This is a genomic window from Flavobacterium panici (assembly GCF_903819335.1).
GTDB lineage: Bacteria > Bacteroidota > Bacteroidia > Flavobacteriales > Flavobacteriaceae > Flavobacterium > Flavobacterium panici.
Window position 1 is genome coordinate 54,389 of record NZ_CAIJDE010000044.1, and the last position, 24,604, is coordinate 78,992.

At 32.8% G+C, this 24,604-nt stretch carries 22 protein-coding genes; 7 read left to right on the forward strand and 15 right to left on the reverse strand.

Going from position 1 to position 24,604, the window contains the following annotated elements; all coding sequences use genetic code 11:
- Positions 1–14: 14 nt before the first annotated feature.
- Both FLAPXU55_RS12795 and FLAPXU55_RS12800 read left to right on the forward strand, forming a co-directional pair.
- Positions 15–3,182 (forward strand): efflux RND transporter permease subunit, encoded by a 3,168-nt coding sequence (locus FLAPXU55_RS12795; RefSeq protein ID WP_180858071.1) that lies wholly within the window; start codon positions 15–17, stop codon positions 3,180–3,182.
- Positions 3,175–4,614 (forward strand): TolC family protein, encoded by a 1,440-nt coding sequence (locus FLAPXU55_RS12800; RefSeq protein WP_180858073.1) that lies wholly within the window; start codon positions 3,175–3,177, stop codon positions 4,612–4,614. The genes FLAPXU55_RS12795 and FLAPXU55_RS12800 overlap by 8 nt, the downstream gene beginning before the upstream one ends.
- A gap of 70 nt (positions 4,615–4,684) precedes the next feature.
- On the opposite strand, the gene FLAPXU55_RS12805 is transcribed toward FLAPXU55_RS12800, so the two are convergent.
- Positions 4,685–5,434, reverse strand: coding sequence for a DeoR/GlpR family DNA-binding transcription regulator (locus FLAPXU55_RS12805; RefSeq protein ID WP_235992043.1), 750 nt, complete (start codon positions 5,432–5,434; stop codon positions 4,685–4,687).
- 88 nt (positions 5,435–5,522) lie between these two features.
- Between FLAPXU55_RS12805 and FLAPXU55_RS12810 the strand changes: the two genes are divergently transcribed.
- Positions 5,523–6,056, forward strand: coding sequence for a 5' nucleotidase, NT5C type (locus FLAPXU55_RS12810; RefSeq protein WP_180858077.1), 534 nt, complete (start codon positions 5,523–5,525; stop codon positions 6,054–6,056).
- A gap of 160 nt (positions 6,057–6,216) precedes the next feature.
- The gene (locus FLAPXU55_RS12815; protein WP_180858079.1) at positions 6,217–6,582 is read left to right on the forward strand and encodes a hypothetical protein; all 366 of its coding nucleotides are present in this window, start codon (positions 6,217–6,219) and stop codon (positions 6,580–6,582) included.
- A gap of 127 nt (positions 6,583–6,709) precedes the next feature.
- On the opposite strand, the gene FLAPXU55_RS12820 is transcribed toward FLAPXU55_RS12815, so the two are convergent.
- The 12 genes from FLAPXU55_RS12820 to FLAPXU55_RS12875 form a co-directional block, all read right to left on the reverse strand.
- The gene (locus FLAPXU55_RS12820) at positions 6,710–8,062 is read right to left on the reverse strand and encodes a GH1 family beta-glucosidase (protein ID WP_180858081.1); all 1,353 of its coding nucleotides are present in this window, start codon (positions 8,060–8,062) and stop codon (positions 6,710–6,712) included.
- Positions 8,063–8,492: 430 nt separating this feature from the next.
- Positions 8,493–8,900 carry a hypothetical protein gene (locus tag FLAPXU55_RS12825; protein WP_053473935.1) on the reverse strand — a complete coding sequence of 136 codons (408 nt, stop codon included), beginning with the start codon at positions 8,898–8,900 and terminating at the stop codon, positions 8,493–8,495.
- A gap of 118 nt (positions 8,901–9,018) precedes the next feature.
- Complete coding sequence (locus FLAPXU55_RS12830) at positions 9,019–10,074, reverse strand: type I restriction endonuclease (protein ID WP_180858083.1); 1,056 nt, start codon at positions 10,072–10,074, stop codon at positions 9,019–9,021.
- A 166-nt stretch (positions 10,075–10,240) separates the two neighbouring features.
- Entirely contained in the window at positions 10,241–11,140 is a 900-nt protein-coding gene (locus FLAPXU55_RS12835; RefSeq protein WP_180858085.1) for a hypothetical protein, read from the reverse strand.
- Between the two features lie 4 nt (positions 11,141–11,144).
- Positions 11,145–12,413: an ABC transporter permease gene (locus FLAPXU55_RS12840; protein ID WP_180858087.1), complete on the reverse strand. Its 1,269-nt coding sequence runs from the start codon at positions 12,411–12,413 to the stop codon at positions 11,145–11,147.
- Positions 12,414–12,416: 3 nt separating this feature from the next.
- Complete coding sequence (locus tag FLAPXU55_RS12845) at positions 12,417–12,812, reverse strand: tellurite resistance TerB family protein (RefSeq protein ID WP_180858089.1); 396 nt, start codon at positions 12,810–12,812, stop codon at positions 12,417–12,419.
- Positions 12,813–12,825: 13 nt separating this feature from the next.
- Complete coding sequence (locus FLAPXU55_RS12850) at positions 12,826–13,095, reverse strand: excalibur calcium-binding domain-containing protein (protein ID WP_180858091.1); 270 nt, start codon at positions 13,093–13,095, stop codon at positions 12,826–12,828.
- A gap of 8 nt (positions 13,096–13,103) precedes the next feature.
- Positions 13,104–13,373, reverse strand: coding sequence for a DUF4236 domain-containing protein (locus FLAPXU55_RS12855; protein WP_180858093.1), 270 nt, complete (start codon positions 13,371–13,373; stop codon positions 13,104–13,106).
- Positions 13,333–13,539, reverse strand: a complete 207-nt coding sequence (locus tag FLAPXU55_RS12860) for a hypothetical protein (RefSeq protein ID WP_180858095.1) — start codon at positions 13,537–13,539, stop codon at positions 13,333–13,335. Before FLAPXU55_RS12860 ends, FLAPXU55_RS12855 begins: the two co-directional genes overlap by 41 nt.
- A gap of 159 nt (positions 13,540–13,698) precedes the next feature.
- On the reverse strand, positions 13,699–14,367 hold the full coding sequence (locus tag FLAPXU55_RS12865; RefSeq protein WP_053473944.1) for a response regulator: 669 nt from the start codon (positions 14,365–14,367) through the stop codon (positions 13,699–13,701).
- Between the two features lie 6 nt (positions 14,368–14,373).
- Entirely contained in the window at positions 14,374–16,068 is a 1,695-nt protein-coding gene (locus FLAPXU55_RS12870) for a tetratricopeptide repeat-containing sensor histidine kinase (RefSeq protein WP_180858097.1), read from the reverse strand.
- Positions 16,069–16,122: 54 nt separating this feature from the next.
- Positions 16,123–16,314, reverse strand: a complete 192-nt coding sequence (locus FLAPXU55_RS12875; protein ID WP_053473946.1) for a hypothetical protein — start codon at positions 16,312–16,314, stop codon at positions 16,123–16,125.
- A gap of 352 nt (positions 16,315–16,666) precedes the next feature.
- On the opposite strand from FLAPXU55_RS12875, the gene FLAPXU55_RS12880 reads away from it, so the two are divergent.
- Complete coding sequence (locus FLAPXU55_RS12880; protein ID WP_053473947.1) at positions 16,667–17,629, forward strand: hypothetical protein; 963 nt, start codon at positions 16,667–16,669, stop codon at positions 17,627–17,629.
- 178 nt (positions 17,630–17,807) lie between these two features.
- A complete protein-coding gene (locus FLAPXU55_RS12885; RefSeq protein ID WP_235992044.1) occupies positions 17,808–18,185 on the forward strand; it encodes a lipocalin family protein in 378 nt (125 codons plus the stop codon).
- Between the two features lie 104 nt (positions 18,186–18,289).
- Here the strand turns inward: FLAPXU55_RS12885 and FLAPXU55_RS12890 are convergent, their stop codons facing one another.
- Both FLAPXU55_RS12890 and FLAPXU55_RS12895 read right to left on the reverse strand, forming a co-directional pair.
- Complete coding sequence (locus FLAPXU55_RS12890) at positions 18,290–21,937, reverse strand: PAS domain-containing sensor histidine kinase (RefSeq protein WP_180858099.1); 3,648 nt, start codon at positions 21,935–21,937, stop codon at positions 18,290–18,292.
- Positions 21,938–21,947: 10 nt separating this feature from the next.
- Entirely contained in the window at positions 21,948–22,397 is a 450-nt protein-coding gene (locus tag FLAPXU55_RS12895) for a response regulator (protein WP_053473950.1), read from the reverse strand.
- A 547-nt stretch (positions 22,398–22,944) separates the two neighbouring features.
- Here FLAPXU55_RS12895 and FLAPXU55_RS12900 point away from each other — a divergent pair.
- Positions 22,945–24,381, forward strand: a complete 1,437-nt coding sequence (locus FLAPXU55_RS12900; RefSeq protein ID WP_180858101.1) for a glycosyltransferase — start codon at positions 22,945–22,947, stop codon at positions 24,379–24,381.
- Positions 24,382–24,604 lie beyond the last annotated feature (223 nt).

The window sequence follows — 24,604 nt, forward strand, 5'->3', positions numbered from 1 at the left end:
AAAAAAATATAAAAATGTTTAATAAATTTATTCAAAGACCCGTATTGTCGATAGTGATATCGCTGATTATTGTCTTTTTAGGAGTATTGTCGGTATTGAATTTACCAATTACCCAATTCCCTTCGATTTCTCCTCCAATGGTAAACGTTACTGCGGATTACCCTGGATCGAATGGAGAGCTTATGATTAAATCTGTTGTAATTCCGTTGGAAAGAGCGTTAAACGGTGTTCCTGGAATGAAATATATGACTTCTGATGCCGGAAATGATGGTGAAGCAAGTATTCAGGTTGTATTTAACTTAGGAACAGATCCTAATCAGGCAGCGATTAACGTTCAAAACCGTGTGGCTTCGGTAACTAATAAACTTCCTCCTTTAGTAATTAGAGAAGGTATTAAGATTACACGAGAAGTTCCGAGTATGTTAATGTACGTGAACCTTTATAGTACGGACAAAAATACCGACATGAAGTTCTTGTACAACTATGCTGATATCAACGTATTATCTGAATTAAAAAGGGTAAATGGAGTTGGTTCCGGAGATATCTTAGGAACACGTGAATATGCAATGCGTATTTGGTTGAAACCAGACCGTATGTTAGCGTATAAAATTTCTGCTGATGAAGTAATGGAAGCATTATCAAGTCAAAGTTTGGAGGCTTCGCCAGGTAAAACGGGAGAAAGTTCTGGTAAACGTTCTCAGGCATTTGAATATGTATTGAAATATTCTGGACGTTTTACAACAAAAGAACAATATGGAAATATTGTGGTAAGATCGAATGCTAACGGAGAACTTTTGCGTTTGAAAGATATTGCAAATGTTGAATTTGGAAGCTCGATGTATGATATCTATTCTAACTTGAACGGAAAGCCTTCTGCAGCGATTGTATTAAAACAATCTTTTGGAAGTAATGCGAATCAGGTTATTGAAGATGTAAAAGCTAAACTGGAAAAAATCAAGCAAAAATTCCCAAAAGGAATGAATTATGAAATCTCTTATGACGTTTCTAAATTCCTTGATGCTTCTATCGAAAAAGTAATTCACACGCTTGTTGAAGCTTTTATTTTAGTTGGTATAGTAGTTTTCCTTTTCTTAGGAGACTGGCGTTCTACGGTAATTCCGGCAATTGCGGTACCCGTTTCATTAGTTGGAACATTTGTGTTCATGACATTCTTTGATATTTCATTGAACTTAATTACGTTGTTTGCTTTAGTATTAGCAATTGGGGTCGTCGTCGATGATGCGATTGTGGTAATCGAAGCCGTTCACGCCAAGATGGAAGAAGAACATCTTTCGCCATTAAAAGCGACTAAAAAAGCAATGCACGAAATTGCAGGGGCAATTATTGCGATTACCTTCTTGATGGCGGCTGTATTTATTCCGGTTGCGTTTATGTCTGGTCCTGTTGGAGTTTTCTACAGACAGTTCTCGATTACAATGGCAACAGCGATTATTCTTTCTGGTATTGTGGCATTGACTTTGACACCGGCACTTTGTGCAATGATGTTGAAAAACAATCACGGTAAACCTAAAAAGAGAACTCCTGTAAATATATTTATTGATGGTTTTAACAACAAGTTCAACCTTGCACAAGGTAAATACCAAAATGTATTAGGTAAAATCGTAAACAGAAGAGCTGTTACAATTATCGCACTTCTTGGTTTCTGTGCCGGAACATGGTTAATCAGCAGCACAGTTCCTTCTGGGTTTATTCCGAATGAGGATCAGGGAATGTTTTATGCTATTATTCAAACGCCTCCGGGTTCATCATTAGAAAGAACAAATGATGTTGCCTTGAAACTTCAAAAAATATCAGAAACTGTAGAAGGTGTAAAATCAGTATCTGCATTGGCGGGTTATGAAATTTTGACAGAAGGTACAGGATCAAACGCGGGAACTTGTTTGATCAACTTAGAAGACTGGAACGATCGTAAACAATCGGTTCAGGAAATTATGACGGAACTGGAAGAAAAATCAAAAGATATTGCAGGTGCAAATATTGAGTTTTTCCAACCGCCGGCGGTACCAGGATATGGAGCTGCAGGAGGATTTGAGCTTCGTTTACTAGATAAAACAGGTACTACAGATTTCAAAAAACTGGAAGAAGTTAATAAAGAATTTGTTGAAGAATTGAACAAACGTCCGGAATTATCTAATGTATTCAGTTTCTTTAGTGCGAGTTTCCCTCAATACATGATGAAAGTTGATAATGATTTGGCACAGCAAAAAGGAGTTTCTATTGAAAACGCCATGAACACTTTGTCAACTCTTGTGGGAAGTAACTACGAGATCAGTTTCATTAAATACGGTATTAACTACAAAGTAATCGTTCAGGCAGCACCGGAATATCGTGCACAGCCAGATGATATCCTGAAATTATACGTGAAAAATAATCGTGATGAAATGGTTCCTTTCTCTGCTTTTATGAAGTTAGAAAAAGTATACGGACTTTCGGAAATTACGAGACATAACATGTACACTTCTACAGAGATTAGTGGTGGGCCAGCTCCGGGATACAGTTCTGGTACAGCTATTAAAATCATTCAGGAAATAGCAGCTAAAAAATTACCTAGAGGTTATGATATTGACTGGGCAGGTATTTCTGCCGATGAGGTTGCACAAGGTAATCAGGCAATTTGGGTATTCTTAATCTGTTTAGGATTCGTTTATCTGGTATTAGCAGCTCAGTATGAAAGTTTTATTTTACCATTATCTGTAATTCTTTCTTTACCTGCGGGTATTTTTGGAGCTTTCCTTTTATTGAAAGTTGCAGGATTAGAAAACAACATTTATGCGCAGGTTGCCATGGTAATGCTTATTGGTTTATTAGGTAAAAATGCCGTATTGATTGTAGAGTTTGCGATACAAAGACACGCAGCAGGAAGAACTGTTTTAGAAGCTGCGATGGAAGGAGCAAAAGCAAGGTTCCGTCCTATCTTGATGACTTCATTTGCGTTTATTGCGGGATTATTACCGCTTGCATTTGCAACTGGTCCGGGTAAAATTGGTAACAGAACCATTGGTACTGCGGCCGCTGGAGGTATGCTTATAGGAACTATTTGCGGAGTATTTGTAATTCCGGGCTTGTATTACATATTTGCCAAAATTGCTGAGAAACACAAACTGGTAAAACATGAAGAAGAAAATCCATTAACAGAAGAAATTGATAACAATCATGTATAAAGTTAAATTATATCAATACAGTATTGCATTGGGTTTATGTCTTGCCGTGGCAGGATGTAAAGCCCCTGCAGCTGAAACAGCAAGTACAAGTACTCCGGTTCCGGAAGCATTTGGAAGCGTAAAATCGCAGGACACCACAAATACATCGACTTTAAAATGGAAAGATTTCTTTAAGGATCAAAACCTTGTAGAGTTGATTGATGTTGCCTTAAAAAACAATCAGGAACTGAATATGACTTTGCAGGAAATTGAAATTGCAAAGAATGATATCAGAGTTCGTAAAGGCGCTTTATTGCCAACTGTTGGCGTTCGTGCTGGTGCAGGAATTGAAAAAGTTGGACGCTACACAAGCCAGGGTGCGGGTGATGCAACAACAGAAATTAAACCAGGAATTGAAACTCCAGATCCGTTACCGGATTATACAATTGCAGCTTATGCAAACTGGGAAGTAGATATCTGGAAAAAACTGCGTAATTCTAAAAAAGCAGCCGTAAACCGTTATTTAGCAACTGTTGAAGGTAAAAACTTTGTAATTACAAACCTTATCGCTGAGATCGCTGATAATTATTATGAATTATTAGCTTTAGACAGTCAATTAGAAATTGTAAAACAAACGATTACTTTACAGACAAACGCTTTAGAAATTGTAAAAATTCAAAAACAAGCAGCGAGAGCAACAGAACTTGGAGTTCAGAAATTTCAGGCTGAGGTTTTAACTTCAAAAAGTTTAGAGTTTGATATTTTGCAGAAAATAAAAGAGAACGAAAACAAAATCAACTTTTTGTTAGGACGTTATCCGCAGGATATTAAAAGAGATAAAACCAATTTTACAGATTTGCTTCCGGCAGCTGTAAACTCTGGAATTCCATCTCAATTATTAACAAATCGTCCAGATGTTAAGCAAGCAGAATTAGAATTAGTTGCTGCAAAACTAGATGTAAAAGTAGCTCGTGCAGAATTTTATCCTTCATTAGATATTTCAGCAGCTTTTGGAGTTCAGGCTTTTAAACCATCCTATTTGTTTACATTTCCTGAATCGATTTTATATTCATTAGCCGGAGATATTGCTGCGCCATTAATTAACAGAAATGCGATTAAAGCAGAATTTTCTAGTGCTAATGCAAGACAGCTTCAGGCGTTGTACAATTACGATCGTACGATCCTGAATGCGTATTTAGAAGTTTCAACTCAGCTTTCTAAAATTGATAATCTTCAAAAAGGTTACGATTTAAAATCGCAGCAAGTTGATGCCTTAAATAAATCTATTGATGTTTCAAACGATTTGTTTAAATCGGCAAGAGTAGATTATTTTGAGGTTTTAATGACTCAAAGAGATGCATTAGAAGCTAAATTAGAATTAATAGATACTAAAAAAGAACAATTAAATGCTGCAGTTCATGTTTACAGAGACTTGGGCGGCGGATGGAAATAATATTGCCTGTTAATTTGTAGAAAAAAAGCCTTTCGGAAGTTAAATCCTGAAAGGCTTTTTTGTTTGTTATTTAAAGAATAGTCAAACCTATTTCTTTATATGTTTTTAAAATTTCATCTTCCGGAGAAATGTTGGTAACCAAAACATCAATATCTGTAATTGGGGAAATATAATAAGCTTCTGCAGTTCCCACTTTTTCAATAGAACTCAGCGCGATAACAAAATTAGAATTCTGAATCATGCTCTTTTTAATTTGAGAATCATCGTATAAAACGCCTGTAATACCGCGCTCGTGATGAATACTGCAAATTCCCAGAATACAAACATCTGCCCTAAAATTTCGTAAAAAGTCTATTGTGTCAATTCCAGAAGTGGTAAAAGAAGTTTTACTCATTAATCCTCCGGCAAAAATTAATTCGATATTCGGTAAATCTTCCACTAATAAAGCAACGGGAAAACTGTTTGTAACAACGGTTAATTTTAAATCGTAAGGAAAACTTGCAACCAATGCAACAGAAGTTGTTCCGCCATCAATAAAAACAACTTGTCCGTCTTTTAGATAGGAAATCGCTTTTTCGGCAATAATCTTTTTATTTTCAACATCGTGTTTTTCTCTTTTTCTGTAATGCAGTGGAATTGGAGAAGGAGCAACCGCGCCGCCGCGAACGGCTTTTAAAAGTCCCTGATCTGAAAGTTCTTTTAAATCACGTCGAATAGTATCTTCTGAAACACTTAAATATTCACTTAATTCAATAGATGTTACCCGATGTTCTTTAGATAAATATTCTAATATAACCTGTTGACGCTCTTCCTTTTTCATTTTACTTGCGGTTTTATATTGCAAAAATAAATTAAAAATTGCAATATATTGCAATTTTTGCATAATTTTACCGCAAAATAAATTTACAATGAGAAAGAAAACAATTGCAATAGACATGGATGGTGTACTTGCCGACATTGACGCACAATTAATTGACCATTACAATAAAGCTCACGGAACTACTTTATCAAAGGAAAGTATTAAAGGATTAACTTCTGATGTTGCTTTTAAAGAAAGAGATTTTATTCATAAACTTTTGCATTCAGAAAACTTCTTTAGGACATTGCCTGTAATGCCCGATGCTGTTGAAAGTTTACTTGAATTGGATAAAGATTTTGAAATCTTTATTGTGTCTGCCGCAACAGAATTTCCTATTTCACTTTCAGAAAAAATGGCCTGGCTTGCGGAGCATTTTCCTTTTATTAAATGGGATAATATTATTTTATGCGGCAGCAAAAGAATTATCAATACCGATTATATGATTGATGATCATTGCAAAAATTTAGATTATTGTATGGGAAAACCTATTATGTTCACCGCATTTCATAATGTGAATCAAAATCATCATATAAGAGTAAATAACTGGAAAGAAGCCGTTGCGCTTTTAAAGGAAACATTATAAGCTGTAAAGGTTATAATTTTATTGTTTTTTGAAGAGAAAAGCCTTTTAGAAGAAATTCTGAAAGGCTTTTTATATTTAAATACCTTTCGTGGTTATACTGAAAAATAGCAGTCAGATCAATAAAAATATTTATATTTATAAAATAATAAAGATTAATTTTATGAAAAAAGTTCTACTGTTATTAATCGTTTTTTGCCTTTTTGGATGCAAAAAATTTGTTGTTTCGTTTGAGCAGCCTACAGATATGAAGTTAAATAATTTAAAGCTGGAAGTGCTTCTGGATAAAGAGAAAGTTCAGGATATTAACTTAAAAGCGGCAAAGGGATTACCTACTTATGAAACAGCTGATTTGCCAGTTTCTGACGAAGGAAAACACCAGCTTCAGATAAAAGTAAGGGACACAGTATTTAATTATGAAATAAAATATCCTGAAGAAAGATATATTATGGTAACTGCCCATTTAAAAACGAATGGTAAAATCCATGTCGGAATTTTAAAACAAGCTTATAAATACAGATTTCATTAATCGCAAAGTTTGCAAAGCTAATATTTAAAATAAAGCTTTGCGAACTTTTGCGGTTTCTAAAAATACTTAAATAAAATACCTTGCTCCCGATAGCTATCGGGATTGCGGTTAAATTATCAAGGAGGGGTTAAGATAAAAAATCTTTAAACCACAATCCTGAGTTTTTGATCGTTCTTTTCTGCGTTTCGAAATCAACGTGGATTAATCCGAAGCGGGCGTTGTAACCTTCAGCCCATTCGAAGTTATCGGTTAAACTCCATACAAAATAGCCCTCCACATTTAAACCTTCTTCTTTAGCTTTTAAGATTTGTTCTAAATGATCCTGAATATAATGCGTACGTTTTATATCGAATACTTTTCCGTTTGTAACAGTATCAGGGAAAGCTGCACCATTTTCAGTAATGATAATTTTTCGAATTCCTTTATATTCGTTGAATTTTTTCAGAACGTGATACAATGCTGGTGGATAAACTTCCCAACCCATATCTGTTGAGATTACATTTCGTTTTTCGGCACTTATTAATTCGGCGCCAATATAAGGAGTTAAAATAGAAGATTTTACAACTTCACGTGTATAACATTGTAATCCGATGAAATCAAAATCGAAATCGAGATTGTTTAAATCATCTTCTAAAATATAATTATTAAGCTTTTTAAGTACCGGAAGATCTTTTTGCGGATATCCTAATCCTAAAATTGGCTCGATAAAAGTTCGGTTTAATAAAGTATCGACACGTTTTGCGGCTTCAACATCTTTTTGACTATCTGTTGCTGGTTCAATATGTGTACACGAAAATGTAGTTCCAATATTAGCATTCGGAATTTTGTTTCGCAAAATTTTCGCACCCGCAGCTGTTGCCAGCGTTACGTGATGCATAGCTTTTAGATAATTGGTAATTCCCTTTTTTCCAGGTGCATGAATACCTAAAAAATATCCCGCTCCGGTAAATACCGAAGGTTCATTAATTACCATCCAGTTTTTTACACGATCACCAAAATACTGGGCACAAACTTCAACATATTCTGAAAACCAGGAAACCGATTCGCGGCTTGTCCAGCCTCCTTTTAATTCGAGTTCATGCGGTAAATCCCAATGGTAAAGCGTAATCCAGGGTTCAATTCCAGATGCAAGTAAGGAGTCGATAATTTTATTGTAATAATCTATTCCGGCTTGATTTACAGGATGAGTTCCCGTTGGCATAATTCGCGTCCAGCTGATAGAGAACCTAAAATTCGGAATATTCAATTCCTTTATTAAATCAATATCATTTTGGTAAGAATTATAAAAATCGCAGGCGGTTAGAGCATGATGTCCGTTTTTTATTTTCCCTTTTTGAGAAGTAAAAACGTCCCAGATAGAAGAACCTTTTCCGTCAGAATCATGTGCTCCCTCAATTTGGAAAGCGGCGGTAGAAACACCCCACAAGAAATCTTTACCAAATTGGTTTTTGTTCAAAAATGAGTTTTCAATTTTATTCATTCAATAGTACTTTCCTTTATTTTTAAACTGCTTATTAATGAAGGAAAGAAGATTGCATAGCTCTTAAAAAAAGCCATTCTTTGAATGATACCAGAAAATTTAGGTTAAAGAATTTCATAACGATTAGTTTTATTCAAATTACGAAAACTAATGTGAATTTATTGTAAAGTCATTATTATCAAATAATTAAATAAAAAATGGGAAGATAAATCAATCTTCCCATCCACAAAGTGTTAAACCAAGGCCCTGAGCTTGTTTGAGTGAAGTTTTGACCACTTCCTGCCTGCATGACGATAAGCCCCGGCAATGTTCTTTATAATGATATTTTTTCGACCCGCTTGATCCGCAGATATAAACACTGCTATCTGGAGAAGAAAAAGAGGTTAAAAAAACAAAAAATAAGAGTAAAGTATATTTCATTAGTGCGTTTTTATTTGACAATTAAATTGTATTCATTTCCTTTTTTATCAACAGCCTTTAATTTTCCGTATGCGATCCATTCAGTATTAATTTCTATTTCGGCAACTGTGTCCGTTAAAATTCCGGCGCCGTATTTTCCCTGCACGTTAATATTTCCAAAAACCGAATCGCCTGTTGCATTTATTCCTTTTACATCATAATTGTATTCATAGTTTCCAGAATTTCCGGTTCGGTATTCGTAGTGATACGTTTTATTTACATGATATGTTTTTGCTTCTTCTGGCGTAATTGTTTTACGATCGTCTGCTGTAATTACCGGTTTATAAAATGTATTTATTTGCGGCGGAGGCGGAGCAGAGGCTTTTTCGCAGGAATAAAATGTAAACAATAAAAATAAGATGAAGTAGTTTTTTGACATAGGCTTTTGTGGTATTTGGTTAGATTTAAAATCCTATTTTTAAATATTTTATAGTTTTTAAAGCAACGATAAATCTAATTAGAATTATGGTCTTTAAAATGAGTACTTATACGGGTTTTTATTCTGTTTCGTAAAGGGCAGCTGTATCTAATAATTCTTTTTCAAATTGATAAATATCGTCAATAGAAGAAATAGAAATTTTTGCTTCTGTTTTATTATCATTAAATAAGCTGATGTATTTTTTACCTCCGTTCAAATGCAGTCTGCACAAAGGTTTACGGTTGTTGTCGTCCAGCAAGATTCCAAAATAAGATTGCGTATCACGATGAACAATTCTGCTGGTTGGCAGCTTTCGACGTAAAATAGCCACTACTATACGATAAGCGTCAAGTTCTTCCTCAGTAGTATTAACTTTATTATCGTCTTCAACTATTGTAATTTCTTCATCTTGCTGTTTAATCGTTTCTTTGGTTAAAGCAGCATTTAATCGGTCATTAATTTTGTCATTAATAAACTGGCTGACAGATTTTTGAACCAAATCTTTAAATTCATCCACCACTTTTTCAGTTAATCTTCCCGTGTATATTTTACTGGCAAATACTTTTGTAAAATCGTTTGACGGACTTTCTAATTCAGCATTAATCAGCTTCTTGATTTCTTTAATGTATTTTAATGAACTGGCATTGCTTACAATATTATCTACATCGAAATTGGCTTTATGAAATTTTGCAATTTCGTTTATCGTATTTTCCTTAAGATTGCAAATGTCAAATTCTAAAAATGGTTTTTCATCCATTTTATTCTGATCATCTAAATCAGTAAAAAACTGATAATTAATTCCATTGGTTAAAAGGGCAAATCGGGTTTTTGTAACATGGAAATAACGAAACAACTGCGAATTATGAACCGTTAGCTTTTCTTTCCAGCTTTTGCATTCAACAATTATAATTGGTTCTCCATTTTGAAAAATAGCATAATCTACTTTTTCTCCTTTTTTTAAGCCGAGATCTGCAGTAAATTCAGGAACAACTTCTAGCGGATTAAAAGCATCGTAACCCAAAATATGTATAAAAGGCAATACAAAAGCATGTTTTGTAGATTCTTCTGTTTCGATTTTACTTTTCAGCTGATTTATTTTATCGGCTAACGATTTTAGTTGAATATTCATTTCCATTGGTTTGTAGTTTAAATTAATAATTCAAATGTAAAGCCAATAAAAATCAGTGTATTATGGAAATCCGTAATGTGGTAAATTTTTTAAAAGAAGTTTTTATGAAACTGATTTAAACAGAAAAAAGAGGACAATAAAGTTCCTCTTTAAAACAAATAGATTTTGTTTTTTATTCTTTTTCTAAAATGAAATCTTTGATGATTTTATCCATGTTTGAAGGCAGATCGGCATTTTTAATTTCGAAATGTTTTATTTTCATATCGGCAAGCCATTTACTCCAATATTCCTTAATTACTTTTTCTTCGTATGGATTATTTTTACTTGGATTTATACCTAAAACTAAAACTTCAAGATTAGATAAATCTTTATCAATCTTAATAAATCCTAATTTTTTATCCTCAAATTTTTTCTGCCAGTCGTTTGTATTTAAACCATTTTGTTTAATTAACTGCGGTGTTAAATAATTAGATAAATTTCCATCTTTGATTTGCGTTCCTTCATAAAACATATACCCGTCGGTTAAAATAATCAGGATATTTCTATAATCCTTTTCAATACATTGATCTTGTACTTTGCTGTCGAAAAAGTTCCAAATATCAGAACCAATATATTTATCATCTTTAATTGCCGATTCATAAATTGATGCCGTTTTTGATGAATAAGTATCGTTTATAGAATTAAGAAATTCTTTTGAAGCATTGTCTTTATCAACTGTAATTCTTAACTGTTTTGAAATAGAATTAATTTCAGGATTTTCAGGCTCCGGATTAAAGAACAACTGCATTTTGTCATTAATCTGCCTCATTCTTTTTGATTTTAAATGCTGTGTAAAAGCCTCAGAAACTGTTTTGATATATCCTAAATCTCTCTCATAGATTTCCATTGTTGGATTTGGATTTTTTTTAAGGCTTATTCTGTCTGATAAATCAACAAGAATACTGATGTTATAATTTTCTGAAACAGAACTTTTAACGGCGATTTCTTTTTCTTCCTTTTTGGGTTCTTCTTTGCATGAAAAAAATAAAATCAATAATAAAGGCATTGCTATTTTTAGTATAGTTTTTTTCATAATATTAGTTTTTAAAATACACTAAATGTTGAAAATCGGGATCGACTAAATTTAATTTTCCAAGATGTTCTTCAGATAAATTTTCACAGCCTTCCAGTAATTCTACTTTTTCTTTGTGAGGTAAAGCAATTTCGGTATTAATGGCCTGAAACCAGCCTTCTTTATATTGATGATGATAGTGCAGATATTCTTTTACAGGAAAAACAAAACCATCTATTTTAGATTGAAGTTCAGAGATTTTTCCATTAATGGTCACAATCTGCTGTTTGAAATCGTTGGTTTTATTAATGTATTCTGCTTTTAATTTTTCAAGGTTTAGTAAGTTTTCTTTTTTTCCTCTAATAAAAGCTCTGATTTTATCAATGTTTTCAAACTCTTTCATGACAAAATCAAACACAAGCCCCCAGATAATATAAACTACAAAACCTGCAAATATGATCATCCAGAATTCTGGCTGTCCAAGAGCAATGTTTAAATTGTATGGCGAAGATTCGGTTGTTTTGTTAAACTCATATATTTTTTTCTCAATGATGTAAGCCAAAAGTGAATCAAATAAAAAGGTAATGGCAAAAAGGGAAATTAATCTGAGTATGTTTTTGAAGCCTTTTCCTTTTTGAACCATGTGTATTACATAACCCAATCCCATAAAAACAAACGGAATTGTAACGACCAAAACTCCTTCGAGCCAGCTTGCTTTAAAGGCATTTGTAAAAGCATCGGCATCAAAAATTGCGGCGGTTAAACTGTCATTTGAAAATTCTTTGAAAAAAGCAGAATAAGAGGCTGAAATATAAAATACCAAAACATAAAGTGTAATTGGCAGTAGCAGAATCAAACCAATATAAAATTGTGCTTTTAAACCTTTTCCTTCTTCAATTCCGTATTTGTCAGGATTGCGTTTTACTTCGATAATTTCATTTTTAATCTGATCAATATTTTCATTGACATCCTGTTCTTTCTTTTCATAAATACCAATTGCGGCTTCAGATTTTTTCAGCTCCGTTCTGTTTTTTTCCTGTTCTTCACGATAAGGCTGTTTTAATCGGTCTTGTTCCATTTTTTGTTTTCGGCATTGATCTTCAAAACTCATATATAAGTTTTGAAGACAAGCTTTTAAAACAATAGGTTTTCCGGTTGCTTTTACAGATGCGGCGAAACCACTCTGATAGTACGTGATTCTAATTTGTTCTCTGTCTTCTTCATTTTCTTCTAAAATTTTAAAAGAAGAATCCTCAGATTTTTTTAAACTAAATAATTGGGTAAGTGTTTTCATAACTTAAGAGTTTAGTTGACTAATAATTTCTTCTTTTCCGATGTTTTTCTGAACGCAGCCAATAAGATAATCAGATAAATCATTGATATTTTCTTCCAGAAAATCAAATTTCCTGCAATACTTTCTAAGCATATTTAGTTCATCATCAGTAACTTTTTCATCGGCCCAAATAATTCTGGTCAGATCATACAGATATTCAATTTTTGTGTTTAAAGATTCAGGAACAATGAATTCTGTATTAACAGGATTTAGAAAAAGTTTATCCAGTTCTTCTTTCGGAATTCCTCTTTCATCAGCAAAATGATACAGCATTTGAAGTTCTAATACATCAAATTGATCATCGGATAATGCCATTTGATATAATCTCAAAAAATGGCTTTTTAGTTCTAGTGTTATCATGGTTTTTGGTTATTTATTTTAAATTTTCACATGCGATTCCGTCACCGTCAGCATCTAAGTTTTTATAACAGCTTTTGTTACTGTTATAAGCTGCCTGTGCTTGAGCCCGACTTGAAAAATCTCCACAAGTTTTAGTTGGACAATTTGAATTTGAACCTGAATTTGCACTCGATCCTGATTTTGAGCTTTCATCTCCTGAATCTGAAGATTCGGAACAAGAAATTGTGAATGTTAAGAATGCAAGAAGTGAAAATAGAATTGTTGTAATTTTTTTATGTTTCATGGTTAGTATTATTTTAGATGATAAATTAAAAATGCAAGAAAGCCTGTAAAGGCAAATATTACGAGACATCCACTATTTTGATATCGAACTCCTGGTATGCCTGTTTTTGTTGAATAGCCATTTCTGCTAAATGTGCCCATTTTTGTTCTAAGACTTGGAGAAATTCCAGATTTGCTAATATTCAAACCTAGCCCTCCTCCAAGTTTTATTCTTTTTTGAAATCGAAAGCCCATAATATTAGCTGGTATGACAATCATTGCAGCAAGTTCTGCAGCCATTTGATTTTGAATAAGTTTTTTTAGCTTCAACTACTGCAGGTTTGCAGCTAGAAAACTGTCCAAGATATTTTTTACTTACAATACTTTTAAAGTAACGGCAGTCATCAGTATGAACTTCATGATCTCCATTTGATTGAGCAGTGTTGTTTACATAGTAATTTTTCATGATTGAAAGGTTTTAATTAATATTAAATTTGATTTTAATAATTCAAACTTAAACCTATTTGAAACCAGTATTTTACGGAAATCCATAATCAGAAAAGTTTAATTTTAAGAAATAAAAAAAGCCCCCGAAGGAGCTTAAAATAATAATATAAAAAGGAAATTAAATAATCCCCATATCTTTTGTAATGGAAACCAAATGAACGGTATTATTTGCTTTAAAAAAGTCTTTGAGTTTAGACAATCTTTTTTCCACAGCACTTTTACTGTTGGGTTTGATATCGGTGCTTTTAAAAATTTCTATTATTTCATCTTGCGAAGTTCCGGCAGATAAAAATTTCAGAATTTTAATATCGACATCGTCAATTTCATAATTGTTTTTTTCCTGTAAAGCAGATGCAACTTCGGGAGAAATAAATATCTGATCTGAAGTCGAAATAATATTAATTGCTTTTTTTAACTCTTCGATACTATTTAAACCTTTCAGGACAAAACCATCAATTTCGGCATTGTTAAAAAGAGATTTAATGCGGTAACTTTTATCTTCTACAGAATAAGCAATAATTTTAATATTGGGCTGCAGCTCGCGAACTTTTTGAACCAGTTCATCTCCAGTAGCAATATCCGATTTACGATGATCTGTTTTAAACGAAAGATCACTAATTAACAAATCATAAGGTTCATTTTGCTGAATGGCAGCGCGTATTTTTAAAAACGCTTCGTCACAAAATTTAGAGTGTTGAAAATCTTCAATATTTAAATCTTTTAAAACTTGCTGAATTCCTAAGTTCATTGCATCAAGATCTTCGGCTATTATTACTTTTTTAAACATAGGCTTTTATTTAGGCATTGTTATATTTACTTTAAAACCTTTATCTGGTTCAGTTTCAAAAGTAATAGTTCCTTTTATGGCCAGAATACGGTTTTCCATATTTTGTAAACCATTTTTTATAATTTTTGATTTTTCACAGCCTTTTCCATTGTCTTTATAGTCGATCAATAAAGTATTTTGAGCATTTTCAAACTTCAAAACAACTAATTGAGCCTCGCTGTGCTTTTTCATATTGACCATTAATTCATGTAATACACGCTGAATTGCTATCTTTTTTAAATCTTCAATAGAATCCCAATTTACCTTTTCGATATTAGTAATAATAACATTCGTGTTGTCACTATTATAGGTAGAAAGCATTTCTTTTAAATTGTCAGAGTAATTTGATCCGGTATCGATATCATTATTTTCTCTGGAAATACCACGCACACGACTGTAAATATGATCGAGTTTTTGCAGTAAAGTTTCTTTTGTATTTTGAATTTCCAGCGGCTGCGTCTGAGTAAAAGTTATGGTATTAAAAACATCATTGGCCAGTTCATCGTGAATGTCTTTTGCAATTCTGGTTTCGGTATCGTACGCGGTTTTTATCTTTTCGATTCGGTTTCGGTTTTGATAAAACTTCCTTAAATATAACAATAGAAAGAAAAGCGATACAATCCCAATTATGAAAAATATTCTTTGGTATTTTACTTTTTGAAGTGATAATTCATTTTCTATTTTTTCTAATCGAAGTTTTTGATTTTCGTCTTTTTCTTTTTTAGAATCGTATTTAATTTTAGCAAACTTGTTTTTAAAGTTGTTTCTAATTTTGATTATGCTGTCATTTATTGAAATATACTGCTGGGCATATTTTGTACCGGAACCATTAGAAATTAAAAATGATAATGCCTTCAAACGTTCGTCAACACTATTTAGATTAGTAGAAATTTCGTAAGCTTTTTTAGCATTTTCATTTGATTTTTGAATGTTTGTTTTTGCGTAAAATTCTACTAAATGAAGATGGCTTTCAATACTTCCGTATAAATCATCTGCTTTTGTTCTTAACTCAAGACTTTCATTCATTAGTTGAAGTCCTTTTTCATTTAAGCCTTTTTTAAAATAGGCAAATCCGAGATTATCAATTACTCTTGCTTTACTTTTTACAAATTTATCGAATGCTTTTGTTTCTAAAATTCCTTCCAGAATTTTAACAGCCTTGTCGTATTTTTTCTGTTTAATATAAACAACAGCAATATTGTTTAGTGGAGATTGTTTGGATGCGACATCTTTTGAGTCATTTATTGCCTGATTATAATAAAATATGGCATCATCATAAATGGAAAGTTCTTTATCGGCAATTCCGAAGAAATTATTGATTGCAGCACTGTAAATATCCTTTTTTTTAATAAAAGGCAAAGCTTCTGTAAATGTCTCTTTACTTCCGTAATAATCGCCGTTTATTTGTTGTATATAACCCATTTGAATTAAATTGTAGACAACATTGGTACTGTCTTTTAAATTTTCAAATGTAATTTTTGATTTATTGAAGTAGTAAAATGCACTATTGTAATTGCTTTTTTGAAATTGTTCTGTGGCTTTTTGCTGTATTGCTTTAGCTTCTTTTTCATTCTTATTGGGTTTAAGCAATACATTTGTTTTTTCCTCACAGGAAAGAAAAAGAAAAAAGATAAAAAAACAAAAAAACGGGGATCGTAACATAAAGATTACTTTCCCCGAAATTAGTCATTTATTAAAAATAACAGAATTTATTTGTTATTTTTTTGGTGGTGGAAGATTAATTGGATCATCACCAGGACCATCTGGTTCGCTTGCTTGTATGCTGTCTCGAACCACATCTTTTTGTATTTCAGTTTTTTTACTCGTTGTATCAAATTCGTCAGCAGTACAAGAAAATAATGTAGTTGACAATAGCGCGCACGCTCCCAATAAATATAATGATTTCATTTTTTTAAAATTTAAAAATTAGACATAGGCATTGCTGGCCGGAACTTTTCCGGGTTTTTGGTTGAGTGCAATACCAAATTTTGTTTGGGAAGTGAAGTGCGTAGAACAGTAAGATTTTTATTTATACTTCCCAGATAAACTCCGTCTTACGGTTTTCCACACTTTTTGAATAAACTAGTTTTGTACATTTGTTTTTGACCTGCAGATCAAAGCGCTAACTAATTTTGTTGAAGCAAAGTAACGGCGGTTGTAGAGCAGTATTGATATGGAATTCCGGGATTTCCGATTTAGTTTTTTGTAATCCTTAGAATTCCTTAAAATTCCTTGAAATTCCAAAAAAAAACATGAGCTTATGAATAACATTACTCTGGAAGACTTATATAAAAAGGCTGTTATAAAACAGTATGAAGAAGTAAAAAATGGAGAAGATTACATTTATCTGAGTGCGCCAACAAGAGGAAAACTCAATAAATTATGTTGGGAAATATTTGAAACAAAACCTGTTTCTAAAGATGATCAAGTAGTTTTTAATACTCTGTTAGGATTTCCTTTTGATTTAAACACAAAAAATAAATTTAGAAGTAATACAAATCAATTTAGGCCAATTGAAACTTTTCTTAAAGGAGAAACTGATCCAGATAAAATGGAAGTTGTAGATCTTGCGGCTATACTTGTTGATTTTCAATTAAGACCTTTTAACAAGTTTAGAAAACAAATTGATCCAGATGATTTAGAATTAATAAATGATCTTAGAGATACCAAATTTTTTAGTCCACAAAATTCTTCTGATGATTTGATAGATGAGGTGAAAAACGAAAATGTTATTGATCAGAAAATTGAAGAGCCAGAAGAAAATCAAAGTGAGGAACCAGAATCAGAATTAAAACAAGAAGGACAAAAACAAGAATCAGCATCAACTTTTGGCGGTAAGAAACCACCAATTGGAATATGGAGATATTCAGGAATTGCAGCTGTTCTCGCTGGATTAGGTTTTATCATTTATTTAACCTTACTAAAAAATGATTGCATGCAATGGTCTGGTGACCATTATGAAGAAGTAAGCTGTGATTTGAAAATGGAAGGAATAGGAACATTTAACGCGCCTGAACCTTATGATGAAAGAATTATTGATCTTCGAAGAATTAAGGTTTGCGATACAACAACCTTTTTTAAAAATGAAAAAGCTGTTGTTTGGTACGCTAAGGTGGGAGATAGTGTTGAGTTTTTTAATACCCATGGAATGCATCCGGAAAACGGCAGAGCTTTAAGACCAATAACTCCCTATATCATCCATAAATATGTGGTAAAAAAATAAATCTCTTGAGGAATACAGACTTTTTGAAAAAAATGCGATTTATGTAAAATATTCGTAAAATCATGGAAATTTATGTAAGATTATACTTTTAATTTAGCATTATTAAATTAAATCAATATAAAAACAAATCAACATGAAAAGTAAAAACATATTATTCGTATTAGCCTTAAGCTTGGGAATGTTTGCTACGTCTTGTAGTAACGATGATAATGAAGGAGAAACAATTGTACCGTTAGCAGGAAAATATAATCTAAGTAAAACCGGAACAATTGTAAATGGAAATGAAGTATTAGTGGATGCAGCGGAAAATCAAGAAGGATGTACTGCCAATAGAGATTATTTAGATCTAAGGGTAAGTAACGCAGCAGTGATTGGTGATTATAGCGGTGAGAATTGTGCTTTGGTAGAAACTACAGGAACTTATGTAAGATCTCATAATGATTTAACAATAACTGTTGGTAATGTAAGTTCAACGAGTGACATTATGAACCTTACTAATAAAGAACTGAAAATTAAAGACAAAACTACAGGTATAATTACAGTTTATACCAGATAAGAAATTGGTTTTAAGGTAAATTCCTAATTCGAAGAATCAGGAATAAAAACGGAAATGACTTAGTAAAGTTATTTCCGTTTTTTTTTATGAATTTTAGGGAAGAATTATTCCAGCGGAATGTAAATATCAAAAGAAGCTCCCTTGTTTTTTTCGCCTTTTGCTGTAATGATTCCGTTATGGTTTTCAACGATTTTTTTTACGATTGCAAGACCAATTCCGGTTCCGGTATACTGATCCCTTCCGTGTAAACGCTGGAAAACATCAAAGATTTTTTTACTGTATTGTGCTTCAAAACCAATTCCGTTGTCTGAAACAGTAATATGGCAATAGCGGGTTTCTTTAGCTAAAGCATCTACCTTAAAATGGGAACCTTTTGCAATTTCGCTGTTAATTTTTATTACGGCCGGAATATCCGGTTTTGAAAATTTAAGTGAATTGCTGATTAAATTATAAAGCAGCTGTCTAAACTGAAACGGGATAATATTTATTTCGCCAATATCGTTGTTTTCAATCACCGCATTTTTTTGCTCCAGTTCTTCTTTAAGATCCTCTCTTACTTCATCAATTATATTTGAAAGATTCGCTTTTTCAAATATTCTTTCCTGGATATTTGTTCTCGAATACGAAAGCAAATCATTAATTAAAGTCTGCATACGCTTCGCAGCATTTTGCATTCTTTTGAATTTATCTTTTCCGGAATCTGATAAATTTTCAAATTCCTTATCCAGAATCTGTGATGCAAAAGTTTGGATTTTCCGAAGCGGTTCCTGCAAATCATGACTTGAAATATAAGCAAAAGACTGAAGTTCTTTGTTCATGTGTTCCAGTTCAGCATTTTTTTGTTCCAGTTCTAACGCGTTCAGTTTAATTTTATCGTCGGCTCTTTTTTTCTCGGTTAAGTCGTGCGTAACTTTCGAAAAACCAATTACATCATTGTTCTTATTATGAATCGCCGTGATTACAACACTAGCCCAAAATAAACTTCCGTTTTTGCGTACACGCCAACCTTGCTGCACTGCACGGCCTTTTTCTCTTGCTAATTCCAGTAAAGTATTAGGAACATTATTTTTTTGATCTTCAGGCGTATAAAAAATGCCAAAATGTTTTCCGGTTATTTCTTGTGCTTTATAACCTTTAATTTTTTCGGCTCCTACATTCCAGTTTTCAACAATTCCCTTATGATTTAAATACAAGATCGCATAATCCTGAACTTCCTCGACCATTAAATGATAACGTTCTTCGCTTTTTTTAAGTGAATCATACATCTGGCTCAACTCTTTGGTTCTCGCCGTAACTTGCTGCTCAAGTTCATGTGTAAAAGCTTTTTCGGTATGAATATCGGTAAAAGCACCAACCCATTTAATGATTTTATTATTTTCATCCAGAACAGGTTCACCAATAACGGCGTGCCATCTGTAGCTTCCGTCTTTTCTTAAAACCCTTACATCAGTTCTGTAAACCTGTCCGGTTTCTAAACTGTGCGTCCAAATTTTGATATTTTCCTCATAATCATCAGGATGAATCATCGCTTTCCATTCCGTTTCTCCCGCAGGTTTTATTCCGGTATATTCTTCCCATTTTCCAGAAGTAAATAACGCATTTCCTTTTTCATCAGTTTCCCAGATTAACTGCGGAATACTTTCTGTTAAAGAGCGGAAACGTTTTTCACTTTCTTCAATTTTCTTTCGGGTTTCAACTTTTTCCGTTACATCGATTATTGTGGCCCTGATTCCAGAAACACTATTGTCTGTTTCATATATTGGAGCATATTCAAAATCAATATAAAAAAGCTGTTCGCCATTATTTCCGTTAATAAGTATTGGCGATTCAATTTCAGAATGAGTTTTTCCCGTAGCAAAAACTTCATTCAATAATTGACTGTATTTTTGAGTGAGAAGTTCCGGGAAAATTTCAAATAGTTTTTTCCCCTGAACATCACTTTCTTTTTTATGCCAAATAGTTTCAAGTAGAGCTAAATTAGCGATTTCAACAACCATTTCGCTGCCTTTCAAAATAGCTTTTGGAACAGGAGACTGCATCACGAGATTTCGAAATCTTTTTTCACTTTGTTCTACTTCCTGCTGGTGTTTTTTCTCGGGAGTAATATCTCTAATTGTTCCAATTAATTTCTCCGGATTACCATTTTCATCGTAAAAAACTTTTCCTCTTCCTTCAATCCAGTGAATCGATTTATCTAGCCATATTGTACGTACTTCATAATGAAGTGCTCCTAAACTAAGTGCATCTTTGAAACCTTTGTTTCTAATATGCATATCATCCGGATGCAAATGCTGCAACAATTGTTCGTGCGACAACATAATTTCTTCCTTATAACCGCCTATAATTTCAAGATATCTTTGTGAATAACGCGGTTCCCTTGTTTTTACATTCAATTCCCAGGTTCCTAATTCGCTGGCTTCAACAATAATATTTAAGCGTTCTTCGTTTTGTTCTATTTTTTTACGGGCTTCGACTTTTTCTGTTACTTCTGTTACTGTGACAATTATGCCTGTAATTTCACCATTTTCTTCTCTTAAAGGATGATAAAGAAAATCAAAATACCAAATCCCCAATTTTCCATATCGGTTTAAAGGAATGGGAACTTCATTACCATGATAAGGAATACCGGTTGTTAAAACATTTTTTAATAAGGAGTCTACCGTATCTTTAACTTCAGGCAGAGAATCAAATAAAGGCCTGCCCACAAAACTTTCTTCATCTCGTGCAACCAGTTTAAGATAATCTTCATTTGCAGATTCAACAATATAATCCGGGCCCCGTAAAATAGTAATCCCAATGGGCGCCTGTTTGACCGTATCACGAAAACGTTTGTCTGCAATTTCAATTTTTTTAGAGGCAAGATGCAAATCAGTAACTTCTGCTGCTGTATTCATAACAGCATAGACATTTCCGTTTGTATCAAAAAGGGGTGTAAAACTATAATTGAAATAAAAAGTTTCAAGCTTATTATTTATTGTAATATCAATTTGAGCATTTTTATTATGAAAAGATTTTCCCGTTTTTAAAACACCCAAAACCTGTTCAAAAACCGACTGATTGTTGAGTTCCGGCAAGATTTCGCGATAGGATTTTCCAATTACATCATGGCCTTTTCCCCAAACTTTTATAATAGATTCATTAGCGAGTTCAATACGCATTTCTTCTCCCACATAAACTGCAATAGGAAAAGGGGCATTTTCAACCAATTGTCTTATTTTTTGTTCACTTTCCTCAAGTTTGGAACGCGCTTCAACCTGATCTATAACTTCTTTTTTCTTTGCAGTAGTTTCAATAACGGTTACTAAAACGCCGCCAACTTCGCCATTTTCAATTCGGATGGGAGAATAAGAAAAATCAAAATAACAAGTTTCTACAATTCCGTTTTTATTTAAAGGAACAACAAAATCAGGAAAAGAAACTGATTTTCCATGCATCGCCTCTTCAAACATTGGCTCTGTAATATTCCAGATTTCCGAGAATGTATCTTTGGGAGAATTTCCTAGAGCCTGAGGATGCTTTTCAGAACCAATAATTTTTAAAAATGCATCATTGTATAATTGTGTAAAATCTTTTCCCCAGGCAATGTACATTCCAAAAGGATTATTGAGCATAACAGAAGTTATGGTTCGCAGACTTTGAGACCAGTTTTCAGGGTCACCTAAAGGAGTTTTGCTCCAGTCTTTGGACCGAATTAATACTCCCATTTCACCGCCATCGGCTAGAAAATAATGTCCCTTATGTTCTTGGCTCATTCAAAATAAATTAGGGTTGAATTATATAATGCGCTCTTTCAGGCTGTTTAAAATTATTTTGAGAAGCTGCGATAAGTGCATTTTCAATAACGGTTTTTAGTTTTGAAAAATCGCCGGGTTTTCGAATATAAAATGTAGCGCCCATATCGTAGGTTACATCTACAATTTTGGTATCAAGAGAAGTTGAAAATATAATAATAGGGAAATCTTTTAATCTTTCAATCCGTCTGATTTCTGTAAGACATTCAGATCCATTTTTTTTAGGCATGTTTAAATCCAGAAAAAGAACATCAGGAAGATCCTTTCCAGAATTATCATCTAAAAAATTCATTAACTGAACGCCGTCATTTACAGTTACAAGAGTTGTTGCAAGCGACAGTTCATCAAGAGCTTCTTCAAAAAAAGAGCAGTCATCGTCGTCGTCGTCAGCAAGTAAAATTTTGTAAATCTGTTGGTTCATGCAGTATAAAATGTTTAAAAAATAGAAACAAAAATGAATTGTTTTGTGCTAAGATAAAATTAATTTTCGCAGGAAAATTACTTATATACCTATAAAATTAACTCATTTAAATTAAAATCTGAAAAGAATCTCTCTTAATAATTTGATACATAGTTCTTTTGTAAGTAAAAGTTTTCATTTTTTTTAAAATAAAATTACAATTATAAAAACTATCAAAACCAAATACAATTTTTGAATTAAGAATGCGTTTTTATATTGTGCGACACTTCTTCGCGCTTTCAAAAATCCCTTATTTTACTGCTGTTTACACACAAAAAACTGTATAAACATTCTACAAAGTGTAAAATTATTACACACCTTACTTTATGTAATAATTCGTAAACCGCTTAAATCCAGCTTAAAACCTAAATGGCACAACGCTTGCAAATTGGGAACATGTCACTCTTTAATTTTTTTGGTGTTTACTTAAGAAAAATGCAAAGGAAAAATGCAAAGAAAGACCATTTGATAAAAGCCATTTTAGAGAATTAATACAAACAAACAGGACATGGAAAGCGAAACAATTATCTCAAAACAATTTTATACAGGAGGCGATATCAGCAGCGAAGTAATCAGCCCTTCTATTTTTAAAATAAACAACAACTCAACCAAAACACATATAGAAAGACCCAAAAGCCTTTTTGGTTTCATGGTTCTTGCCGCAACATTTTTATTATTAATTGCAGGATCTCTTTTAGTTGTTCAATTGCAGCCGGATTTTGATCAGCTGCATTTAGAAAGGTTAAACTCAACGGGAGGAATTATTTTTCTAGCTATTACCGTAGCCTTATTTCTTTTTAAAGGCGGAATGTTTTTGTACAACGTAGTTCTGTATTTCAAATACAAACCAATCGAATCTGTATCTGATGAATTGCTGCCAACTTGTACCGTAATTGTTCCGGCTTACAACGAAGGGAAATTAGTTTATGAAACTTTAATGAGTCTGGCCGAAAGTGATTTTCCGGCTCATAAATTAGAACTTTTAGCAATCGACGATGGAAGTAAAGACGATACCTGGTACTGGATTCAACAAGCAAAATTAAAATTAGGAGATCGAGTTTCTATTTTCCAGCAGCCGCAAAATAAAGGAAAACGTCACGCTTTATACCGCGGATTTAATTTAGGAAAAGGAGAAATCTTTGTAACTGTTGATTCTGATTCAATCGTTAAAAAAGATACTTTAAGAAACTTGGTAAGTCCTTTTGTAGTTGACGAAAAATGTGGAGCCGTTGCAGGAAACGTTCAGGTTTTAAACAACGAAAAAGCAATTTTACCAAAAATGCTAAACGTAAGTTTTGTAATGAGTTTTGAATTCATGCGTTCTGCCGAAAGTGCATTAGGTTCTGTACTTTGTACTCCGGGAGCTTTAGCAGCGTATAAAAGAACTGCCGTTTTTGCCTGCCTTCCGGAATGGATTGACCAGACTTTTATGGGACAGCCGTCAGACATTGGTGAAGACCGTGCCATGACCAATATGATTTTAAAACAAGGACATCATGTATTGTTTCAGCGTAATGCCTATGTTTTAACAAACGTTCCCGAAGATTATACTGGATTATACAAAATGTTCATAAGATGGGGAAGAAGCAATGTTCGTGAAAACATTATGATGGCAAAATATGTTTGGAAAGATTTTAGAAAAGAATCTAAAGTGGGAGCAAGACTTTTGTATACAGAACAGTTTATAAGAATATTAATGACTTATCCGTTTTTTATATTCATGATCTATTTTATTGCAGTACATCCATTATTATTCATTAGTTCTGCGCTTTTAGGAATATTGCTGGTATCAAGCTTTTCAGTTTTATTCTATGCAAAAAGATATTCATTAGGCGAAGCATTTTGGGCCTATTCCTATAGTGTTTTTTATACCTTTTCATTATTTTGGATTGCACCTTACTCAATTATTACAGTTCGTAAAAAAGGCTGGCTTACACGAGGATAATAAAGTCCACAGACTACATATTATATATTAATCCGAAAAACTCCTGTTCCACTACAGGAGTTTTTTTATGGTATTAAAGAGATTAATTTTTATCATTCCATAGGAATGTTTCGCAGGTAGAAAAAAAAAATAAAGATCAGCCGCATTTGCGATAAGTAGCAAATTTTGATAAATAATATTAATAAAAAAATGATAAAAAAAAGTAAAAAACTAAAGTAAAAAA